The 19230-nt window shown below is 68.0% G+C and carries 19 protein-coding genes; 6 read left to right on the forward strand and 13 right to left on the reverse strand.

From position 1 onward, the window contains the following. Positions 1-121 precede the first annotated feature (121 nt). The 4 genes from cphA to glgC form a co-directional block, all read right to left on the reverse strand. The gene (cphA, locus tag BN13_RS03045; protein ID WP_048544331.1) at positions 122-2890 is read right to left on the reverse strand and encodes a cyanophycin synthetase; all 2769 of its coding nucleotides are present in this window, start codon (positions 2888-2890) and stop codon (positions 122-124) included. 73 nt (positions 2891-2963) lie between these two features. Next, positions 2964-3830 (reverse strand): cyanophycinase, encoded by an 867-nt coding sequence (locus BN13_RS03050; protein ID WP_048544333.1) that lies wholly within the window; start codon positions 3828-3830, stop codon positions 2964-2966. A gap of 4 nt (positions 3831-3834) precedes the next feature. Continuing rightward, positions 3835-4554, reverse strand: coding sequence for a phosphoserine phosphatase SerB (gene serB, locus BN13_RS03055; protein ID WP_235433918.1), 720 nt, complete (start codon positions 4552-4554; stop codon positions 3835-3837). 64 nt (positions 4555-4618) lie between these two features. Further along, positions 4619-5872 (reverse strand): glucose-1-phosphate adenylyltransferase, encoded by a 1254-nt coding sequence (gene glgC, locus BN13_RS03060; protein ID WP_048544335.1) that lies wholly within the window; start codon positions 5870-5872, stop codon positions 4619-4621. Positions 5873-5971: 99 nt separating this feature from the next. Here glgC and glgA point away from each other — a divergent pair, with 99 nt between their 5' ends. Then, on the forward strand, positions 5972-7165 hold the full coding sequence (gene glgA / locus BN13_RS03065; RefSeq protein WP_048544337.1) for a glycogen synthase: 1194 nt from the start codon (positions 5972-5974) through the stop codon (positions 7163-7165). Between the two features lie 45 nt (positions 7166-7210). On the opposite strand, the gene argA is transcribed toward glgA, so the two are convergent. After that, the gene (gene argA / locus BN13_RS03070; RefSeq protein ID WP_048544340.1) at positions 7211-8581 is read right to left on the reverse strand and encodes an amino-acid N-acetyltransferase; all 1371 of its coding nucleotides are present in this window, start codon (positions 8579-8581) and stop codon (positions 7211-7213) included. Between the two features lie 38 nt (positions 8582-8619). On the opposite strand from argA, the gene BN13_RS03075 reads away from it, so the two are divergent. From BN13_RS03075 to BN13_RS03090, 4 genes are read left to right on the forward strand one after another with little or no spacing between them, the layout of a single operon-like run. After that, positions 8620-9417: an ABC transporter ATP-binding protein gene (locus BN13_RS03075; RefSeq protein WP_048544342.1), complete on the forward strand. Its 798-nt coding sequence runs from the start codon at positions 8620-8622 to the stop codon at positions 9415-9417. A 38-nt stretch (positions 9418-9455) separates the two neighbouring features. Then, positions 9456-9932 carry an NfeD family protein gene (locus BN13_RS03080; RefSeq protein ID WP_048544344.1) on the forward strand — a complete coding sequence of 159 codons (477 nt, stop codon included), beginning with the start codon at positions 9456-9458 and terminating at the stop codon, positions 9930-9932. Positions 9933-9992: 60 nt separating this feature from the next. Beyond that, on the forward strand, positions 9993-11222 hold the full coding sequence (locus tag BN13_RS03085) for an SPFH domain-containing protein (RefSeq protein WP_048544345.1): 1230 nt from the start codon (positions 9993-9995) through the stop codon (positions 11220-11222). A 9-nt stretch (positions 11223-11231) separates the two neighbouring features. Beyond that, positions 11232-12041, forward strand: a complete 810-nt coding sequence (locus BN13_RS03090) for a TrmH family RNA methyltransferase (RefSeq protein WP_048544347.1) — start codon at positions 11232-11234, stop codon at positions 12039-12041. On the opposite strand, the gene BN13_RS03095 is transcribed toward BN13_RS03090, so the two are convergent. Genes BN13_RS03095 through BN13_RS03110 form a run of 4 tightly spaced genes read right to left on the reverse strand, consistent with a single transcriptional unit; the run spans position 12038 to position 14622 of the window. Continuing rightward, complete coding sequence (locus tag BN13_RS03095; protein ID WP_048544349.1) at positions 12038-12715, reverse strand: hypothetical protein; 678 nt, start codon at positions 12713-12715, stop codon at positions 12038-12040. The genes BN13_RS03090 and BN13_RS03095 overlap by 4 nt on opposite strands. Beyond that, entirely contained in the window at positions 12712-13122 is a 411-nt protein-coding gene (locus BN13_RS03100) for a DUF3037 domain-containing protein (protein ID WP_048544350.1), read from the reverse strand. Before BN13_RS03100 ends, BN13_RS03095 begins: the two co-directional genes overlap by 4 nt. Then, positions 13119-13898 carry a HipA family kinase gene (locus tag BN13_RS03105; protein WP_048544352.1) on the reverse strand — a complete coding sequence of 260 codons (780 nt, stop codon included), beginning with the start codon at positions 13896-13898 and terminating at the stop codon, positions 13119-13121. Before BN13_RS03105 ends, BN13_RS03100 begins: the two co-directional genes overlap by 4 nt. Before the next feature lie 4 nt (positions 13899-13902). Continuing rightward, positions 13903-14622, reverse strand: coding sequence for a CDP-alcohol phosphatidyltransferase family protein (locus BN13_RS03110; RefSeq protein WP_048544354.1), 720 nt, complete (start codon positions 14620-14622; stop codon positions 13903-13905). A gap of 39 nt (positions 14623-14661) precedes the next feature. Here BN13_RS03110 and BN13_RS03115 point away from each other — a divergent pair, with 39 nt between their 5' ends. Beyond that, the gene (locus BN13_RS03115) at positions 14662-15435 is read left to right on the forward strand and encodes a sulfite exporter TauE/SafE family protein (RefSeq protein ID WP_048544355.1); all 774 of its coding nucleotides are present in this window, start codon (positions 14662-14664) and stop codon (positions 15433-15435) included. A gap of 54 nt (positions 15436-15489) precedes the next feature. Here the strand turns inward: BN13_RS03115 and BN13_RS03120 are convergent, their stop codons facing one another. The 4 genes from BN13_RS03120 to BN13_RS03135 form a co-directional block, all read right to left on the reverse strand. Further along, positions 15490-16236 carry a hypothetical protein gene (locus tag BN13_RS03120; RefSeq protein ID WP_157038405.1) on the reverse strand — a complete coding sequence of 249 codons (747 nt, stop codon included), beginning with the start codon at positions 16234-16236 and terminating at the stop codon, positions 15490-15492. Positions 16237-16246: 10 nt separating this feature from the next. Then, entirely contained in the window at positions 16247-17431 is a 1185-nt protein-coding gene (locus BN13_RS03125; protein WP_048544359.1) for a winged helix DNA-binding domain-containing protein, read from the reverse strand. Between the two features lie 28 nt (positions 17432-17459). Beyond that, positions 17460-17921 carry an SRPBCC family protein gene (locus BN13_RS03130; protein ID WP_048544361.1) on the reverse strand — a complete coding sequence of 154 codons (462 nt, stop codon included), beginning with the start codon at positions 17919-17921 and terminating at the stop codon, positions 17460-17462. A gap of 67 nt (positions 17922-17988) precedes the next feature. After that, the coding region (locus tag BN13_RS03135) for an ATP-dependent DNA ligase (protein ID WP_053079701.1) at positions 17989-19230 on the reverse strand (1242 nt) is incomplete at its 5' end.

The following is a 19230-nucleotide window of genomic DNA, read 5'->3' on the forward strand; positions in this document are numbered from 1 at the left end:
CTTGCAAGGTGTCCGCAGTTGACTAACTTGTGCTGAGTTGCGCGGGGACCCGCGTCCCGCCACCCACGCACACCTCGTCTTCACGCCACTGGGCGGCTTCGGCCTCTCAGGCGCCCCGAGGTCACCCGACGTCGAGGTCACCGCCCCGCTCGTTGGCCCGCGCCTGCGCCGCCTGGGTGATCGACTCCAACTCGGAGACGACGCGGGCGTGGTTGTCGACGCAGAGCACCACGATGTCGCCCGGATTCGCCCGCGCCACGCAGTGGCGAACCGCCGCGACCTCGTCGAGGACTTCCTCGATCTGACGCACCCGGGCGCCGCCGGCCTGCTGGGCAGCGCGAGCACCTTCGATGATCAGGGCCGCCGACTCGCCGGGCTTGCGTCCGCGCAGGCGCTCGTCCTCGCGCACGACGATCACGTCGAAGAACTTTGCCGCCGCCGCGCCGAGGTCACGCAGGTCCTGGTCACGTCGATCGCCGGCAGTCGCGACCATGCCGATCCGGCTGATCTTGCCCCACTCAGAGGTGGCCGCCTTGGCGTCGGCATACTTCTCGACGAACGTGCCCATGACCTCCATCCCGGGCGCGTTGTGGCAGTAGTCGACGAAGACTTCGGTGCCGCGCACGTTGATGAGGTTCATCCGGCCGGGGGAGAGGTAGTAGCTCGTGGTGAACGTCCGCAACCCCTGCCGGATCTCGTGCAAGCCGACGCCCGCAGCAAAGGCCGCACCGGCCGCAGCCATGGCATTGGCCACGTTGAACATCGCTGTGCCGCCGAAGGTCGACGGCAGCAGGTGCGTCCAGGCCAACTGCATTGTCCGGGCGCCGTCCTTGATGACGATCATGTCGCCGCGATCCGTGGGGTCCAGCACCAACGCGCGACCACCCCGACGCAAACGCTTCTCGATGAACGCCCGCTCGGGGCTGTCCGGCGGCTGAATCGAGTACCAGATCACCGAGCCCGAACACCGATTGCGCATCTCCCGCACATGCGGGTCGTCCGCGTTGAGGATCGCAAAACCGTTGCGGGGCACCGCTTCGACGATGACCGCCTTCACATCGGCGAGCTGCTCCAGCGTGTCGATGCCGCGCATGCCCAAGTGGTCGGGCGCGATATTGGTGACCACCGCGATGTCGTTGCGGTCATAACCGAGCCCCTCCCGCAGGATGCCGCCGCGTGCGACCTCCATGACGGCAAGCTCGACCCGCGGATTCTGCAGCACCATTCGCGCCGAGCGCGGCCCGGACGCGTCGGCCTTGATCACCAACCGCTCGTCGATGACGACACCATCGGTGGAGGTCATGCCGACCTTCTTGCCCGTCTCCTTGAAGATATGGGCGATCATCCGCGACGTCGTCGTCTTGCCATTGGTGCCGGTCACGGCCACGATCGGCACGCGCGACGGCGCCCCCGGCGGGAAGAGCAGATCCACCACGGGCTTGGCGATGAACTGCGGCTCCCCCACGGTCGGATGCGTATGCATGCGGAAGCCGGGCGCCGCGTTGACCTCGCAAATCGCGCCCCCGGTCTCGCGCACCGGCTGGGTGATGTCGGGGCAGATGAAGTCGATACCGGCGACGTCGAGGCCGATCATCCGCGCGGCTTCCTCGGCGATCTCGACGTTGTCGGGGTGCGCCTCGAAGGTCCGGTCGATCGAGATGCCGCCCGTCGACATATTGCCGGTCAGCGCCAGCTTGACCATGGTCCCCGGCTCGGGAACCGAATCCATGGCGAAGCCCTGGTCGCCCACCCGCTCGATGGCCGCCTCGTCGACGCTGATCCGGGTCAGGACCTTCTCGTGGCCCACCCCGCGACGCGGGTCGGCGTTGGTGATGGCCACCAGTTCCTCGATCGTATGAGTGCCGTCCCCGATGACATGGGCCGGCACACGTTCGGCGATGGCCCGCATCCGTCCGTCGATGATCAGGCACCGGTAGTCCTTGCCGGTGATATAGGACTCGACAATCACCCACCCGCCGCGCGACTCCTCCTTCGCCACGGCGAACGCGGCGCGCACTTCGTCATCGCTCATGAGATTGAGGCCGACACCGCGGCCGTGGTTGCCGTCGAGCGGCTTCACTACCACCGGGAACCGTATGCCGCGCGCCGCCTCGACCGCGCCGGCTTCCGTCCGGCACGTTTCTTGCTTGGGAACCGGTAGCCCGGCCGATCCGAGCAACTTGATGGTCATGTCTTTGTCGCCGGCCAGGTCGACGGCGAGCGCGCCCGTGCGAGAGGTCATCGTGGCGCGGATCCGCTGCGCGTGCACGCCCTGACCGAGTTGCACCAATGACCCGGAGTTGAGTCGGATGTAGGGGATGTCCCGGCTGATCGCCTCTTCAAGGATCGCCTGTGTCGACGGCCCGAAGCCGGTCCGCTCGGCCCGCCTCAGGAAGTACTCGAACTCCTCGGCGAAGTCGAACTCCTCGTCGGGAGCGATCAGGTGGTTGATCAGGCGCACGGCCAGCCGCCCCGCCGATAGCCCCACGCCTTCGTCGGTGTAGCCGTAGACGACGTTGTAGACGCCTGGGCGACCCTTGACCATCCGGGTCTTGCCGCGGCGCTGGTCGTGACCCGCCTCCTGTTGCAACGCCAGGGCAACATGCTCGGCGACATGCCCCAGCCACGTCCCTTCGCGCAGCCGCTCGACGAACCCGCCTTCGCGTCCGCGGGAGCAGGAGTGATTGGCCAACCCGGGCACGAGCTCAAGCAGGCCATCGGTGAAGCCGGGCAGCGTGTCGGTCGGATACGCCTCCAGCACACCGAGATCCACCACCAAGTGAATGGCCGGATCGTAGGACCAGATATTGCCGCCGCGGTAGACGCGCTCTTCGAGGATGCGCAAATCCGGCGCTGCCGGCTCAGTGGGGGTGGGTCGATCCTGGCTCATCGATGACTCCGAACTCGGTGGGGGACGAACACGAGGACTTGCTGGCCTTGCCGGTGAACCGACCTCGCCGTGATTACACCCGACTCGACTGGGCCACCGTGATGGTGATGCCGACATCGGGGTGCTTCTCGACGAAATCGACGAGCACCAATTTCTCAAGGTCGAACGTAGCCCCTGCCGGAAGGCTGTGCACGACGGCGCCGGAGACCAAAAGCGGTGCCCCGGAGCGTGCCTCGGGTGCGTCGGTGATCGCCGATCGGCAGTCGAGGACATAAACGCCGCCGCGCCCGTGCACCACGGCGCGCTTGCCGTCCTGAACCTCCAGCGCGGTGTCCTCGTCGATCCCGATGCCGATGAGATTGGGAGACATCGAGATCAGCGACATCAGACGGCCATACCGTTGGCGTTGGGCGAAGTGCTGATCGACCACGAACCCCTTGAGCAGACCGAGGCCGTGGCTCATCTGGCTCGTGCGTTGCCTCGGCGTCACGCCCTCGTCGCCGAGCGAAATCATGAACTCGCTCATGATCGAGGCACCCGCCGACGTCCCACCGATCACGGCCCCGCGCCGGTGCGCGCGGTGGATCGCGTCGCCCATCGGCGTGCCCGCGAAAATCTGGCTGAGTCGCAGCTGCGATCCGCCGCTCATGAAAATCCCGGTCGCCGCATCCAGGGCGGCCACACCGGCCGGGTCGGATGCCTGTGCCCGCGTCTGCGGATTGACCACGTCCCATCCGGCGATGCCGATCTTCATGAACAACTTGGCGTATGCCGACACGACCTCGCTCTGGAACGACGACGCCGTCGGGATGATCACGATGGAGGCGTTCTTGCCCCCGGCCAACTTGACGAACCGGCGCAGGATGCGGGCCTTGCCGCGCCGATCCTCGGCACCGCCGATGATCAGCAGGGTGGGCACAGGCGTGGAGGGCGATGCCATTGCGTCAGCGTAGTTGAGCCTGTGACGACTCTGCGGTAGCCCCCGACGAGTCGGCCGCAATCACGGCGATCAGGTCATCCAGTCGGGGCCCGGGCAGGGCCACATCGGCCGCGGCTGCGACGACCGGCTTGGCGGCAAAGGCCACCCCGAGCCCGGCAGCCGCCATCATGTCGAGGTCATTGGCCCCGTCACCGATCGCGACGCACGCGTGCGTCGGGAGGTGCTCGGCCGCGGCATACGTCCGCAGTGTCTCGGCCTTGGCCGCGCGATCGACGATGTCCCCGCGAACCCGCCCGGTCAGGCGGCCATCCTCGATCTCGAACCGGTTCGCCCGCACATGTTGTATGCCGTGCGCCGCCGCCAGTGGATCGATCACCTCGTGAAATCCGCCCGACACCAGGCCGAGGGCATGTCCGGCGGACCGGCACCACGCCACCAACTCGGCCGCGCCCGGAGTGAGCGCCACCTGCGCGCGAACCTCATCGAGCACGGCCACCGGCAAACCGGCGAGGGTCGCGACCCTCGCCCGCAGCGACTCCGCGAAGTCCAGCTCGCCGCGCATGGCCGCCGCGGTGACCGCGGCGACCTCGTCCTGCGTGCCCGCGAAGGCGGCCACCAATTCGATGACCTCCTGACCGATGAATGTCGAGTCGACATCGCTCACGAAGAGCAGACGTGGCTGCGCCCGGAGTGCGGCGAGGCGGTCGGGTCGATGGATCTGCACGATCCACACCGTATGCCGCGCCGCCCCTCCGGGCGCACGCGTGTCCGTCTGTCAGGGGCGTGCGTCAAGGAGTGACGGTCTGCCCCTTGCCGACGACGACGAGGCCGGTGTCGGTGACGGTGAAGCCACGAGCGCGGTCGTGATCGAGGTCGAAGCCGATCGAGGTGCCCTCTGGGACGACGACATCCTTGTCCAGGATCGTCTTGCGGATCTGGCAACTGCGGCCGATATCTACCCCGTCCATGATCACCGAGTCGGAGATCTCGGTGTAGCTGTGCACCGTGACCTTCGGCCCCACGACGGACCCGGTGATGCGGGCACCGGAGATGACCGTGCCGGGGGAAACGATGGAGTTCAGGGCCTCACCGAAGCGGTTGTGGTGGCCGTGGACGAACTTCGCCGGCGGCAGTGCGCCATAACTGGTGAACAGCGGCCAGTCGTAGTTGTAGAGGTTGAAGACCGGGTGCACGCTGACCAGGTCCATATTCGCCTCGTAATAGGACTCCAGGGTCCCGACATCGCGCCAGTAGCCGCGGTCGCGATCGGTGGCGCCGTCGACCTCGTTCTTCTTGAAGTCGTAGACATAGCCGCCGCCCTGGGAGACGAAGGCCGGGACGATGTCGCCGCCCATGTCGTGCTTGCTGCCCTCGAGATCGTGGTCCTTGGTCACGGCATCGACGAGGACGTCGGCGTCGAAGACGTAGTTGCCCATGGAGGCCAGCACCTCATGCGGGGCATCGGGCAGGCCGACGGCATCGGTGGGCTTCTCGCGGAAGCGGTGGATTTTGACCGGATTGTCTGGGTCGACCTCAATGACGCCGAATTGGTCGGCATACGAGATGGGCTGACGGATCGCCGCAACCGTGACGCCAGCACCAGTCTCCCGGTGTTGGTCGATCATCTGGCTGAAGTCCATGCGATAGACGTGGTCAGCACCGAGCACCGCGACGATGTCCGGCCGCTCGTCCTTGATGGTGTTCAGGGATTGGTAGATCGCGTCGGCACTGCCGAGATACCAGTCCTTGCCGCTGCGTTGCTGCGCCGGGATCGGGGCGACGTAGTTACCCAATTGCGTTGACAGACGCCAGGTTTTGGAGATGTGCCGGTCAAGGCTGTGCGACTTGTACTGGGTCAGCACAACGATCTGCCGATAGCCGGAGTTGACGACATTCGACAGGGCGAAATCGATGAGCCGGTAGATACCGCCGAACGGAACGGCCGGCTTGGCGCGATCCGCTGTCAGCGGCATCAGCCGCTTGCCCTCCCCGCCGGCGAGGATGATTGCGAGAACCTTCGGACCCTTGCCTCCAGATGCCATAGAACGACCGTAGTGCCTGGACAACCTGTCCGGCGAGGTCCGTCCCATCCCTCGTCGCACCGATAGCCGAAAAGCCGCGCTGAGGACTAGGTTTCACAGATGCGCGTCGACATTCTGAGCAAGGAGTACCCACCGGCGATCTACGGGGGAGCGGGGGTGCACGTTGCCGAGTTGGTGCGTGCGCTGCGCAACCGCGGCGACATGGAGGTGCGCGTGCACTGCTTCGGCGCGCCGCGCGACGAGGACGGCACTTTTGCGTATGCCGATCTCCCGGAGCTGAGTTCGGCTAACCCCGCCATCCAGACCATGGGCGTCGACCTCGCCATGGTCGCCGGCACCGAGGGGGCGGACCTGGTGCACTCGCACACGTGGTACGCCAACTTCGGCGGCCACGTCGCCTCCCTTTTGGGCGGTATGCCGCACATCATCTCGGCCCACAGCCTCGAGCCACTGCGGCCCTGGAAGGCCGAGCAGCTCGGCGGCGGTTACCGGGTCTCGTCCTGGGTGGAGAAAACGGCGTATGAGGCCGCTGCCGCGGTGATCGCCGTCAGCGCCGGCATGCGCGAGGACATCCTCAAGAGCTATCCGTCCATCGACCCGGCCAAGGTCAAGGTCGTCCACAACGGCATCGACTCGCAGTTGTGGCAGCCCAACCACAACCTCGACGTCGTCCGCAGCCACGGCGTCGACCCCGACAAGCCGTCCGTCATCTTCGTCGGACGCATCACCCGCCAAAAGGGCCTGCCTTACTTGCTGCGGGCCGCGGCCGAGCTTCCGCCAGAGGTCCAGATCGTGCTGTTGGCCGGCGCGCCCGACACCCCCGAGATCATGGCCGAGGTCGAGGCGCTCATGGACGACCTGCGCGCGAAGCGCGGCGACGGTGTCGTCTGGATCCCGGAGATGCTTCCGCGCGATCAAGTGACCGCGATGCTTTCCGCCGCAACGGTTTTCGCCTGCCCGTCGGTGTATGAGCCGCTGGGCATCGTCAACCTCGAGGCGATGGCGTGTGAGCTGCCCGTGGTCGCAACGGCCACCGGCGGCATTCCCGAGGTCGTCGTCGATGGCGAGACCGGCTGGCTCGTCCCGATCGAGCAGGTCCAGGACGGCACCGGCACGCCGATCGACCCCGACAAGTTCGTCGCCGATCTCGCCGCGGCGCTCAACGAGGCCGTCAGCGACCCCGACCGGGCCCACGCCTTCGGCCTCGCCGGACGGCGCCGCGCCGTCGACTCCTTCTCCTGGGCCAGCATCGGCGACCGCACACTCGAGGTCTACCGCTCCGTCCTGGGCTAGGCACGCGTAGCGAGGCTGATGAGCATCATCAGCACCCGCCGACGGTCAGGGCGCTTCTAGGAGGAGCACCTTGGAGGCGCGGGATGCGTCATACGTCCGCGTCTTTGCGGCCGGGAGGTCACCCACGGTTCCGGGTACGAATCCGTGCTCCAAGAACCAGTGCGGCGTCGCGGTGGTGAGCGCGAACAGGCGCCGATAGCCGCGAGCCCGCGCCGTGGCGCGAGCCCGCCGCAGCAGCGCCGCAGCCAGATCGCGTCGCCGGTAGGCGGGGTGCACGACGACGCACGCGAATTCCGCCGCCTCGTCGTCCGGGAAGTCGACCAATGCATTGCACGCGATCACCATCCCGTCACGGACGATGACCGAGAAGGTGTCGATGTCGAGTTCCAGCTGCTCGGCCGAGCGCGGACGCAGGATGCCCTGGCGTTCCAAGGGCGCGATCAACTCCGCGATCGCGCGCGCGTCCTCGACCGTTGCGGGACGAATGGCCTCGTAGTCGTCCTCGTCGGCGATCATCAACCCGGCACCGTCGCGCGTGTAGAGCTCGCGCAGCAACGGTGACGCCCCCTCGGTGCCGATCAGGTGAACGCGGCGGACCCCGCCGGTGACCGCCGCGATGCCAGCCCGGATGCAATTGCGATCTTCGACGCCGAGTTCCGGCCCGACGGCGCCCACGAGCGGCTCGGCGGCGCTCAGCGAAATCTGCCCGGAGTCGCCGGTCCCGAGCAGACTGCGCCAGCGGCCCGGCTCGGAGTCCATGACGAAGATCAGCTTGTCGGCGCCGAGCCCAATCGATACCGACTCGGCGATGTCGGCATTGCGCAGATTGAACGCTTCGCCGGTAGGGGAGTACCCGACCGGGGACAGCAAGACGATCTGTCCCTGGGCAACGGCCTGGCGGATCGAGGCGATGTCGATGCGCCGCACCTCGCCGGTCAACTGATGGTCGACGCCGTCGCGGACCCCGACCGGCTTGGCCGTGACCCACGAGCCGCCGACGACCCGCGGTTGCGACTCCTCCTTGACAGTCACGCTGCGGCTCGCCGACAGCCGCGCCTCCAGGTCCATGCGTAACACCCCGACCGCGGCCTTCACCGCCCGCATCGACGCGACATCCGTGACCCGGCGATCGCCGTGGTAGCGGGCCGCCAGCCCGCGCAGCCGCAGTTCCTCATCGATCTGCGGGCGGGAACCGTGGACCAGGACGAGGCCGACGCCGAGGCTGTGCAGCAGCGCGAGGTCCCCAAGGAGCCGGTCCACGTCGTCGCGCGCACAGATCTCACCCGGAATCACCACGACGAACGTTCGTCCGTGGTGGGCATGAACGTATGGCGCGGCCGCCCGCAGCGCCGCGACGAAGTCTTCCCCGGTGGTCACGCGGCGCTCGGGACGGGGGTGGTCGGCGGCGGAGGACACGCCCCGAAGCGTAGTCACGGGCAGGTAGGGTCAATCTCATGAGCGACGTCTTGGCCTTCGCGGGGGTATCCGTCGTGCGCGGCGGCAAATACCTCCTCAACGAGGTGGACTGGGAGGTCGAGGAGGGCCAGCGGTGGGTCGTGCTCGGTCCGAATGGCGCCGGCAAGACCACCCTGATCCAGGTCGCCGCCGGCCGCATGCATCCGACCGCCGGGGTCGCCGGGGTGCTGTCCGAAGTGCTGGGTGCCGTGGATGTCTTCGAGCTGCGGCCCCGTGTGGGTCTCGCTTCCGCCGCGCTCGCCGAACGCATTCCTCCCGGCGAGCGGGTGCGCGATGTCGTGGTCACGGCCTCGTATGGCGTGGTGGGTCGTTGGCGCGAAACCTACGAACGCATGGATGAGGGCCGGGCGCTGGAACTCCTGGAAGCACTCGGTGCTGCCCACCTCGCCAACCGGACGTTCGGCACGCTTTCGGAGGGCGAGCGCAAGCGCGTTCAGATCGCCCGGGCCCTGATGACCGATCCGGAGCTGCTGCTCCTTGATGAGCCCGGAGCCGGACTCGACCTCGGCGGCCGGGAAGACCTCGTCGCCCGGTTGGGAGAGATCGCCGGCGACATCGAGGCCCCGGCCCTGGTGCTGATCACGCACCACGTCGAGGAGATCCCGCCCAACTTCACCGACGTCCTCCTCCTGCGCGAGGGCAAGGTGGTCGCTCAGGGGCCAATCGAGATCACGCTGACCGCGGAGAACCTCTCCGCCGCCTTCGGGATGCCGCTGGTTCTCGACCGACACGGCGACCGCTACTCCGCCCGCGCGGACGTGAGGGAACGCGTATGACGCATGGTGCGTCATACGGCTGAGGAAGGAGAGCACGCATGCAGTGGCTGAGCGACAACCCGTGGTTGGGGTGGCTCGGGCTCGCGATCGCGTTGGCGGCTGTCGAGGCCGCAACCGTCGATTTCGTGTTCGTGATGCTGGCGGCCGGGGCGTTGGCCGGTGCCCTCGTCGCCGCATTCGGTGCGCCCTTCGCGGCCCAAGTCATCACGGCGGCGGTTGTCGGCGTGCTCTTCGTCCTGTTCGTCCGTCCGCTCGCCCGGTCGCGCTTCCTCGACACGGTGACCGACCACGGCATCGGCTCCTCGGCCCTGGTGGGCCGCGGCGCGCAGGTGGTCGAGACCGTCACCGCTCGTGATGGGGGCCGCGTCAAGCTCGCCGGAGACATCTGGTCCGCGCGGACGGCCGATGGGTCGTTGCCGTGTGAGCCGGGTCAAGAGGTTCGCGTGGTGTCGATCGAGGGCGCCACGGTCATCGTCTCCCCGGTTCCGTCGCTGCCGCAGGACGCGATCGACTGACTTCCTTGCCTTCCTATGTGGGCGCAGGTCTCACATCACGCACCACTGATTGGAACGCCCATGGCACCCGAACTCATCGTTCTCGCGCTTTTCCTCATCTTTGCGGTGGTGATCGTGCTGCGCACTGTTCGGATCGTGCCGCAGCAGACGTCGCTCATTATCGAGCGCCTCGGTCGCTATTCGCGCAGCCTCGAAGGCGGCATCCACATCCTGGTGCCGTTCGTCGACAAGGTCCGGGCCAATATCGACCTTCGCGAGCAGGTCGTCAGCTTCCCGCCGCAGCCGGTGATCACCAGCGACAACCTCGTCGTCAACATCGACACAGTCATCTACTACTCGGTGATCGACGCGAAGTCGGCGGTCTATGAAATCGCCAACTTCATCCAAGGCATCGAGCAGCTGACGGTGACCACCCTGCGCAACGTCATCGGTTCGCTCGACCTGGAGCAGACCCTGACCAGCCGCGACCAGATCAACGGTCAGTTGCGCGGCGTTCTCGACGAGGCGACCGGCAAGTGGGGCATCCGGGTCAACCGCGTCGAGCTGAAGGCCATCGACCCGCCCATGTCGGTGCAGGAGTCCATGGAGAAGCAGATGAAGGCCGAGCGTGACCGCCGTGCCGCCATCCTCAACGCTGAAGGCATCAAGGCCTCGAACATCCTCACGGCCGAAGGTGAGAAGCAGAGCCAGATTCTGCGTGCCGAGGGTTCCGCGCAGGCGCGGGTTCTGGAGGCGCAGGGCCAGGCGCGCGCCATCCAGGAGGTCTTCGACGCCATCCACCGGGGCAAGCCGACGCAGAAGCTGCTTGCCTACCAGTACCTCCAGGTCCTACCGCAGTTGGCCAAGGGTGACTCCAACAAGATGTGGATCATCCCCTCGGAGCTGACCGACGCGTTGCGTGGCATCGGCAACACCCTTGGCGGACAGGCGAACTCGCAGGCCTCCGATGACGACGACGAGTGGGTTGACCCGGGCGCGCAAATCGCCAATGCCTTCAGCGGCACGATCCTCGAAGACCCCGCTAAGGCGCTCGAAGAGGCTCGCGGTGAGGCCGGGGCGGCCGAGAACGAAGCCAAGGAGCGGGCTGCTCGGTTGGCGGCACACAAGCCCACTGCGGCGGCGGAACCGGCGGCCGCGGCGGCTGCGCCGGCCGGTGAGCGGCCGGAGTTGCCGGCACCCCCGGTTCAGCCGGTCCCGCCGGTGCCGACGCCGGGCGAGGGTGTCGAAGGCCAACCGGCACCGCGCCAGCCGTTCCCGCCGACGGCCTACCCGCCCGCACCGCAAGGCTGATCGACGGCCTTGCCGGAGACCATCACCGACACCGCGGACCCGCGCCTGCACGACTACGTCGGCCTGACCGACATGGCGCTGCGCCGCCGGTATGAGCCGCATGGCGGGCTCTTCATCGCCGAGTCGGAGAAGGTCATCCGGCGGGCGCTTGCCGCCGGCTTTCGTCCGCGTTCCTACCTGCTGGGGGAGCGCTGGTTGACCGATCTCGCCGATCTGGTCGCCGAGGCGGAGGCCGGCGGCATACCCGTCTTCACCGGCTCCGCCGAGACGCTGACCGCGCTGACCGGATTCCACCTGCACCGGGGTGCGTTGGCCTCGATGCAGCGGCAACCGCTTCCGCCGGTGGCGGCGGTGTTGGAGCGGGCGCGGCGCGTGTTCGTCCTCGAAGACATCGTGGATCACACCAATGTGGGCGCGATCTTCCGCTCCGCCGCCGCCCTCGGAATCGACGCCGTGCTCGTCACGCCCCGCTGCGCCGACCCGCTCTATCGACGCTCGATCCGGGTGTCGATGGGGACCGTCTTCCAGGTGCCGTGGACACGGATCGACCCTTGGCCAGACGGGCTGGACATGCTGCGCGACGCCGGGTTCCGGACGGCGGCGCTGGCCTTGACCGACGACTCCATCAGCCTCGCCGACCTGTCCGCGCAGGCGCCCGAGCGACTTGCCTTGGTGCTGGGCACGGAGGGTGACGGGCTCAGCCGGCGCACTCTGTCGCGCGTCGATCTGACGGTGCGCATCCCGATGGCCGGCGGCGTCGACTCGCTCAATGTGGCCGCCGCCGCGGCGGTCGCCGCCTGGGAGCTCAGATCGCGCTAACCCCGCCGCGGCCGGGTCAGCAGCGCGATCGTCGTCATCGTGCCGGCCAGTCCGATCACACCGATCAGGACCAATCCCCACATCGGGATGCCGCCCTGCGACTGCGTCGAGCGCCAGCCGGCGGTGAGCAACGGTTGCGCGTCAGTCAGCGCGATTGCGGTGGCGGAAATCCGCCTGGCCCAGTCGTCCGCCGGGGCGAGCGTGCGGTCGTCGTTCAAAACCCACGTCCCGACGCTCGGCTGCCCCTCGACGTAGTAGCCGGCGGGACCGACGGCCAGCCCCGCCGCCAGGTCCGCGCTCCCGACGACTCCGACCGTGCGATAGGCGCCGCTCTCCATCGCGACCGTGGCGACCGCGACCGGCTTGTCGTCGGCCAGCAGAGGGGCACTCCAGTGATTGAGCGATCGGATGGGGGTGACGTCGCCTTTGCCGGACAGGAACTCGCCCGTGAAGCCGAAGATCTCCCGCACCGCTCCGACGGAGGTATAGGTGTGCGTGGGTTTGCCGGAGCCGGGTTCCAGCGCATTGGCCCAGGCCAGCGTCTCGTCGGCGAACACCCGGGCGACGTCGGTAGGGACCGACTGCGGCGGCAGCGGCGGATTTGCCGCCCCTGCCGGCGCGGCCAGCACCACCCCACACCACAGCGCGCACAGCAGGCTCGCCAGCCACCTCACGCCGAAACTCCAGCCGTGGTCCTCGGGGCTGGCGGCTGGACCAGGCGCTCCACCAAGCCGGCCAGGGCGACGCTCGGGTCGTCCGTCAGGCCGCCGTGCCGCGGCCCCGGCTGAACGACCGTGCTTCGGGGAGCGGCAAGCCAACCGAACCGGCGCCCGGGAGTAGGTAAGTCTGGCCGACCGCGGCCGGTGAGGCCCCGGCATACGTCACAAATGGTCTGTAAGGACGCCTCCACAGAGGCGAGGTCGAGCCCGGGATCGAGGGCAGCCAACCGACCCTGGTCGAGGTGGAAGGCCGCGTCGAGATAGTCGATTGCGTCGGCGAACACGACGATCCCGACGTTGACGAACTCCTCGCGATCCACCCTCGGGACGACACGCAGGACGACATATTGATAGGGGATCATCGCGCCGCCCCCGGGAGCCAGGCGTCGGCGCCGGCCAGGCGCGCAGACAAGTGCTCCACGTATGCCGCGCGGACCGCACCCACGTCCGGCAGCTCCACCGTCGTCTCCAGCCATGCCTGCGGGACCGCGGCCACGATCCCCTCGATCAGCCCCGGGAGCTGTCCCGCTAGGCGCTCGTGCGCCTCCGCGAGCGAGCCGGCAACATCGTGGAGAACGTGGCCCGAGGCATCGAAGGGGAGCGCCGCGAAGCGAGCCGGATTCGGCGCCTTTCGCGGCCAGGAATGGTGGAAATAGAGCGCGGCACCATGGTCGATGGCGTGGACCCGACCATGCCAGACCAGCAGGTTCGGGTTGCTCCACGTCCGATCGACATTGGCGGTGAAAGCGTCCAGCCAGATGATGTCGGCGGCAAGCTCAGCCGCAGGCGGGCGGGACCCGTCGTAGCCGAATGACCCGGGGAGGAAGTCGACCCCGAGATTGCTGCCGAGACTTGCCGTCAGCAGATCCTGGACCTCTTCGTCCGCCTCATACTTCGCGATCGCGTCGGGCAGGTCGATCTCGACGAGGCGGGGAGTCGGTATGGCGAGCCGCCGCGCGAGTTCGCCCACGATGACTTCGGCAACCAGCACTTTCAGCCCCTGACCGGCGCCGCGGAACTTCACGACATACGTGCCGAGGTCGTCCGCCTCGACGATGCCGGGGAGGCTGCCACCCTCGCGCAATGGGGTGACGTAGCGGGTGGCCCGGACCGTGTCCAGCGAAACCGAGTCCCCCATGGCGTCAGGCGGGGCGCGGGGTGTCGCGGCGCAGCGTCATCCACAGCGAGACGATCACGTAGTAGGCGACATAGGCCAGGGACAGCCAGACCAGCAGGCTCGATGGGTCTGGCAGCGCGGCGGTGATCACGGCATACAGCCCGAGCCAGGCGGTGGCCAAGGACATGTTCAGCGCCCACCACATCGCGGTGCGGCTGGGATAGATGTACTTGACCGGGACGAAGACCATGATCGCCAGGAGCAGGGTCAGGATCGTCGTCGCCGTCGGGCTCAGGGTGAAGACCACGGCATAGAACGCCAGGATGTTCCAGTAGCTCGGGAACCCCATGAAGTAGTGATCCTCGGTCTTGGCGTCCGACCGGCAGAACTGATAGCAGGACGACAGCACGGGGATCGCCGCCACCACGCCTCCGAGCGGCCCGTCGGGGAGGTAGCCGTTCGCCCACAACAACAGCATCGGCGCGAAGGCGTAGGTGATGAAGTCGACGATATTGTCCAGCAGCGCGCCGTCGAACCATGGCGTCACGGTCTTGACCTCGAAGCGACGGGCGAGGAAGCCGTCGGTGCCGTCGATGACCATCGCGACCAAGAACAGCCACAGGACGTCGCGAACGCGGCCCTGATAGGACCAATGGACCATGTAGAGCGCAAGGATCGCGCCCACTGCCGTGTAGGCATGCACGAGCAGCGCGGGAATCACGGCGCGCGGCCCGGTAATGGTCACGCGCTCACCCTAGGGCCATTGACGACTTAGGGTGGGCAGGTGCCCGTTGTTGACGCCCTCGTGGTGATTCTCGCGGGAATGTGGGCCGGCACGATCAACGCCATCGTGGGGTCCGGGTCGCTGGTCACCTTTCCGACTCTGCTGATCCTCGGCTACCCGCCGGTGACCGCGAATGTGTCCAACAACTTGGGCTTGGTGGCCGGGGGAGTGACCGCCTCGGTGGGGTATCGACGCGAGCTCGCCGGGCATGGGCGCATGCTGGCGCGGCTGCTGCCGTTGGCGGTCGTCGGGGCGGCTGCTGGCTCATTGCTGCTGCTCGTGCTGCCCGCCAAGGCGTTCTCGGCCATCGTGCCGGTGCTGATCGTCTTCGGGCTGGTGTTGGTGGTGTTCGGGCCGCGCATTCAGGTGTGGAGCCGGACGCGGCATACGGTCGGGGCCAGCAACCCCCGCAGCCATGTGGTGGCCCTGATGGTCGGGATCGTCATCGTCGGAATGTATGGCGGCTACTTCGGCGCGGCTCAGGGCATCATCCTGATGGGGCTGCTGAGCACCCTCGCCACGGGGGACCTGCAAACGTTGAACGGCATCAAGAACGTGATCGGCACCCTGGTGAACGTCGTGGCGGCCGTCGTTTTCCTGCTATTTGCGCGCGAGCACATCGACTGGTGGGTCGTCCTGTTCATCACGATCGGGTCGTTCACGGGCGGTGTGCTGGGAGCCCGGATCGGGCGCCGACTGCCGCCGCCGGTGCTGCGGGCCGTAATCCTCGTGGTCGGGGTCGTGGGTCTGGTGAAGATTGTCTTCTATCCCTAAGCCGCGTACACGTTTGAGACTCGTTAGGTGCGACCGCTCAGTGGCTAGACCGGGTTAGCGCGGGGACCGGCGGGCGCGCCACCACACGCCAAACCCCATCAGCACGAAGGTGCCCACGATCACCAGCAGGAAGAAACCCATGTCCGTGGGTCGAGTGGTGTCGACAGCCGATTGGACGCTCGCGTGGATTTTCGGTTGGGCCTCGGTCAAGGAAATCGGGTCGGCGCTGAGTTTGCGGGCGAAGGAATCGACCGGGGTCAGGGTGTCGCCGCGCAGAATCCAGCTCCCGGTCAGCTGCGTGCCCACGATGTAGTAGCCGTCGCCGGTACCCGCCAGAACGGCGGCGAGATCGCGGGCTAGGCCGTAGCCGGTCGGCGCCATGACGCCATCCTTCTCCGCAATATCAACGACGCCGGCGGGTTGGCCATTGGCAAGGAGCACGGCGGACCAGTGCTGCCGTGACTCGATCGGCGTCTGCGGCGCGTTCCCGGCTATCCAGGTGTCGGTGAACGCGAAAATCTCGTGGATGTCGCCGACGCCCGTGAGGGTGGCGACTCGATCGACATTGCCGGTGTCCTTGGACTTGGCCACGACCCACGGGAGAGCCTGGGTTTGCACAACCCTGGTGACCTCCTCGGGTATGCGGTGTGGGGGCAGATCGGGGGAGGGCGCGGCATACGCGGTGGTCGCGGAGGCGAGGGTGGCGAGCGCAGCCGCGAGGACGACCCCCAGGAGGCGAATCCGAGTGAGCAGGCGGACCCACGGCCCGACTCTGGGGGTGCGGGTGGGCAGGGCGGGCACGTCCCACACCTTAAGTGCCGGTATGCCGCGCGACGGCGAGGCCGTCGATGTCCAGGGCCATGGCGGCGGCCAGCGCCGCCAGGGGCTGATCGAACTCGGCGCGGCGCGGCTTGCGGGTACGCGCGAAGTACGTCACCTCGACGCTGCGCTTGCGGCCCGCGCCGACGAGTCGCCAATAGCCGGTGAGCCTCCCGTCGACCATCAGCGGGGCCAAGAGCATGCCGTTCTCCTGCCGCCAGAGAATGTCGTAATGCTCGGGCGCCACGAAGCGTCGGCGCGCCCGCGGGTCGATGGAGCACAGCAGGGCGTCGAACTCCGGGAGCAGCCTCACGCCGTCGACCGATCGCGGGGGCGGCGCATCTGGCAGGGACCAGTAGATCCGCTCGTCAGGGCCGATGTCCTGGTGCAGGGACCCTGCGGCGCGAGCCAGCGCCCGGTCGATCGCGGTCAGGCCGAGGCCACTGAACCAGGCGACGTCGTGGCGTGACGCCGGGCCGAATCGGGCGAGGTGCAGGCGGACGAGGGCGTCCGCGGTGGCGTCCGGGTCGTTGCGGAAGCCGGTCCGGGCCGCGGTGTAGTCGGTGCCCAGGACTGCCGAGGCGCTGCGGTAGCCGGGAGCCGTCTGGCCGGACCAACTGCCCGTCAGCGGCTCGCGGATGAGCCCGCCGTGGCCGAAGCCGAAGTAGCGACCCGCCGCGTCGTTGAGGCGGGGCGAAGCGGTGGGATCGTGCTCCGAGATCCAGTCGCGCAGGTGCTCCCAAAGTTGCGCCGGGGTGCGCGGGTCCTGGGCGGCGAACGCTTCTTGCGCCGCCCACACCGCCGCGAGGTCGGTCTCGACCAGGCGCAACGTCCGTGCCTGCGGGGCCCGCTGGCCAAGGTGCGTGACCGCATCCAAAAGAGCATGATCCGCCGGGGTGCTCGTATGGACTGTGCCTCGAAGGTTGCTGCCGCGCACGATCGACCGCGCCGTGTAGGCCGCGCTGATCTGGGCGTGCGTCACCCCCGGGATTCGAGCCGCGAGTCCGATGAACGGGGCACGAGCGTTTTGTGCCTGGATCGGTCCGATCGCGCCGAGCAGGGTGGCCACGCGCTCGGGCGACGGCGAATCCGCCGTGTCGTCGGGGAATTGAGCGGTCCGCTCGGGGAATTGGCGCGCCAGACTGGCGCCCGCGAGATCGTCCCAGGACAGCGGCATACGCCCAGGGTAGAGAGGCTCGGCTAAGTCAGGAGGAGACGGCCTCGTCGAGCTTGACGAGCGTGTCGTCGAGCTGGTCCTGCGTCACCAGCGGGAACTTCACCTTGGCCAGGAGAGCCTTGTCGGTCACCTTGGACCAGTCATAGGTATGCCGCACCAGGGTGCTGTCGGGGCCCTGGGCCGTCAGTTCCCACACCCACTCCCAGCCGGGAGGCTCGGTCCCGGCGGGCGCAGTCTGCCACGCGAGCAGGGCGTTGTCGGCGTAGCCGGTGACGTGGTTGTCGGTCTGATATTCGCCGCCCATGTGCGGGCCGTCCATGTTCATCGTGAAAACGTCTCCGACCGCCTTGATCCGCTGCGCCCCTTGCGTGGATCGGATGAATCCTGAGCCGTCCAGGGCGACGTGCCGTTCCGGGTTGCTCAGCACGTCGAAGATCGCGTCGGTGGAGGCGGGGATGACCCGCTCGACAGTGACTTTGGTGTCGTCCATTCCTCGACCCTAGGGAAGGTGGGCCCGCCGTCGGAGGCTAAGGCGCAGGTCAATCGCCACCGGGGGCTCACCAGCCGCGTAGCGAGCGCACCGTGTCGATCGTGTCGGCCTCGGCCGCGGTCTTGTCGTCGCGGTAGCGCAGGACACGGGCAAAGCGCAGGGCCATGCCGCCGGGGTAGCGGGAACTGCGTTGAATCCCGTCGAAGGCGATCTCGACCACCTGCTCGGGCCGGACATGGACCACGTGGCCGGCGCGGTGCGTCTCCAGGGCCAGGAAGCGCTCGGTCTGCCACGCCAGCATCGCGTCGGTCATCCCTTTGAACGTCTTGCCCAACATGACGAACTTGCCGTCGGCATCGCGGGCGCCGAGGTGGATATTGGACAGGGTCCCGCGGCGCCGTCCGCTGCCCCACTCCACCGCGAGAACGACCAGGTCAAGGGTGTGTCGCGGTTTAACCTTGATCCAGCCGGCGCCTCGGCGACCCGCGGCATACGGGCTGGTCGGGTCCTTGACGATAACCCCCTCGTGCCCAGCGGCGACCTGCGCCGCGAAGAAGGTGGTTGCCTCCTCCGGCGAGTCGGTGGTGATGCGCGGAATGGTCGCCGCCGCCGGGATGACCGTATGCAGGCGCGCCACCCGCTCGTGTAATGGCCGATCGAGCAAGTCCTCCCCATCGATGTGCAGCAGGTCGAAGAAGCTGGTGGCCAGTGGCGTGCTGGCGCGCAGCTGGGCCGGATCGGCAGTCGAGGCAGTGCGGGCCCCGGTGACCTGAAAGGGCTCAGGGCGCCCGTCCGGCCGGACGGCTACCGTCTCGCCGTCGAGAATCGCGGTGCCGGCGGGGAGGGCCGCGACGAGGTCGATGACTTCGGGGAGTCGATCGGTGATCTCGTCCAAGGAGCGGGTGAAAAGCCGCACCTCCGAGCCGATTTTGTGCGCCTGGATGCGAATGCCGTCGATTTTGCGCTCAAGGTCAACGGTCACGCCGTCGGCCATTGCCGCGGCCACCTCGGGCGCACTTCCTGCCAGCATTGGCCGCAGCGGCCGCCCGACCTCCACGGACACCGCGGCAAGGGCGTCTTGGCCGCCGGTCAGCGCCGCCACCGCCACCGGCCCCGCGAATCCGGCGAGCATGGCCGCCCGCTGCACGGCAGACAGCGGCACGTCGGCGGCCTTGGCGATCGCGGCCAGCATGACGCCGTCCTGCGCGCCCTGGCGCACCCCGCCGAGCAGCAACCCGCGCAAGTAGTCCTGCTCCGCCGCCGTCGCTCGCCGCAAAAGCGCATCGAGCCGGTCCCGGCGGGGGGGGGG

Source organism: Nostocoides jenkinsii Ben 74, assembly GCF_001046875.1.
Lineage (GTDB): Bacteria > Actinomycetota > Actinomycetes > Actinomycetales > Dermatophilaceae > Nostocoides_A > Nostocoides_A jenkinsii.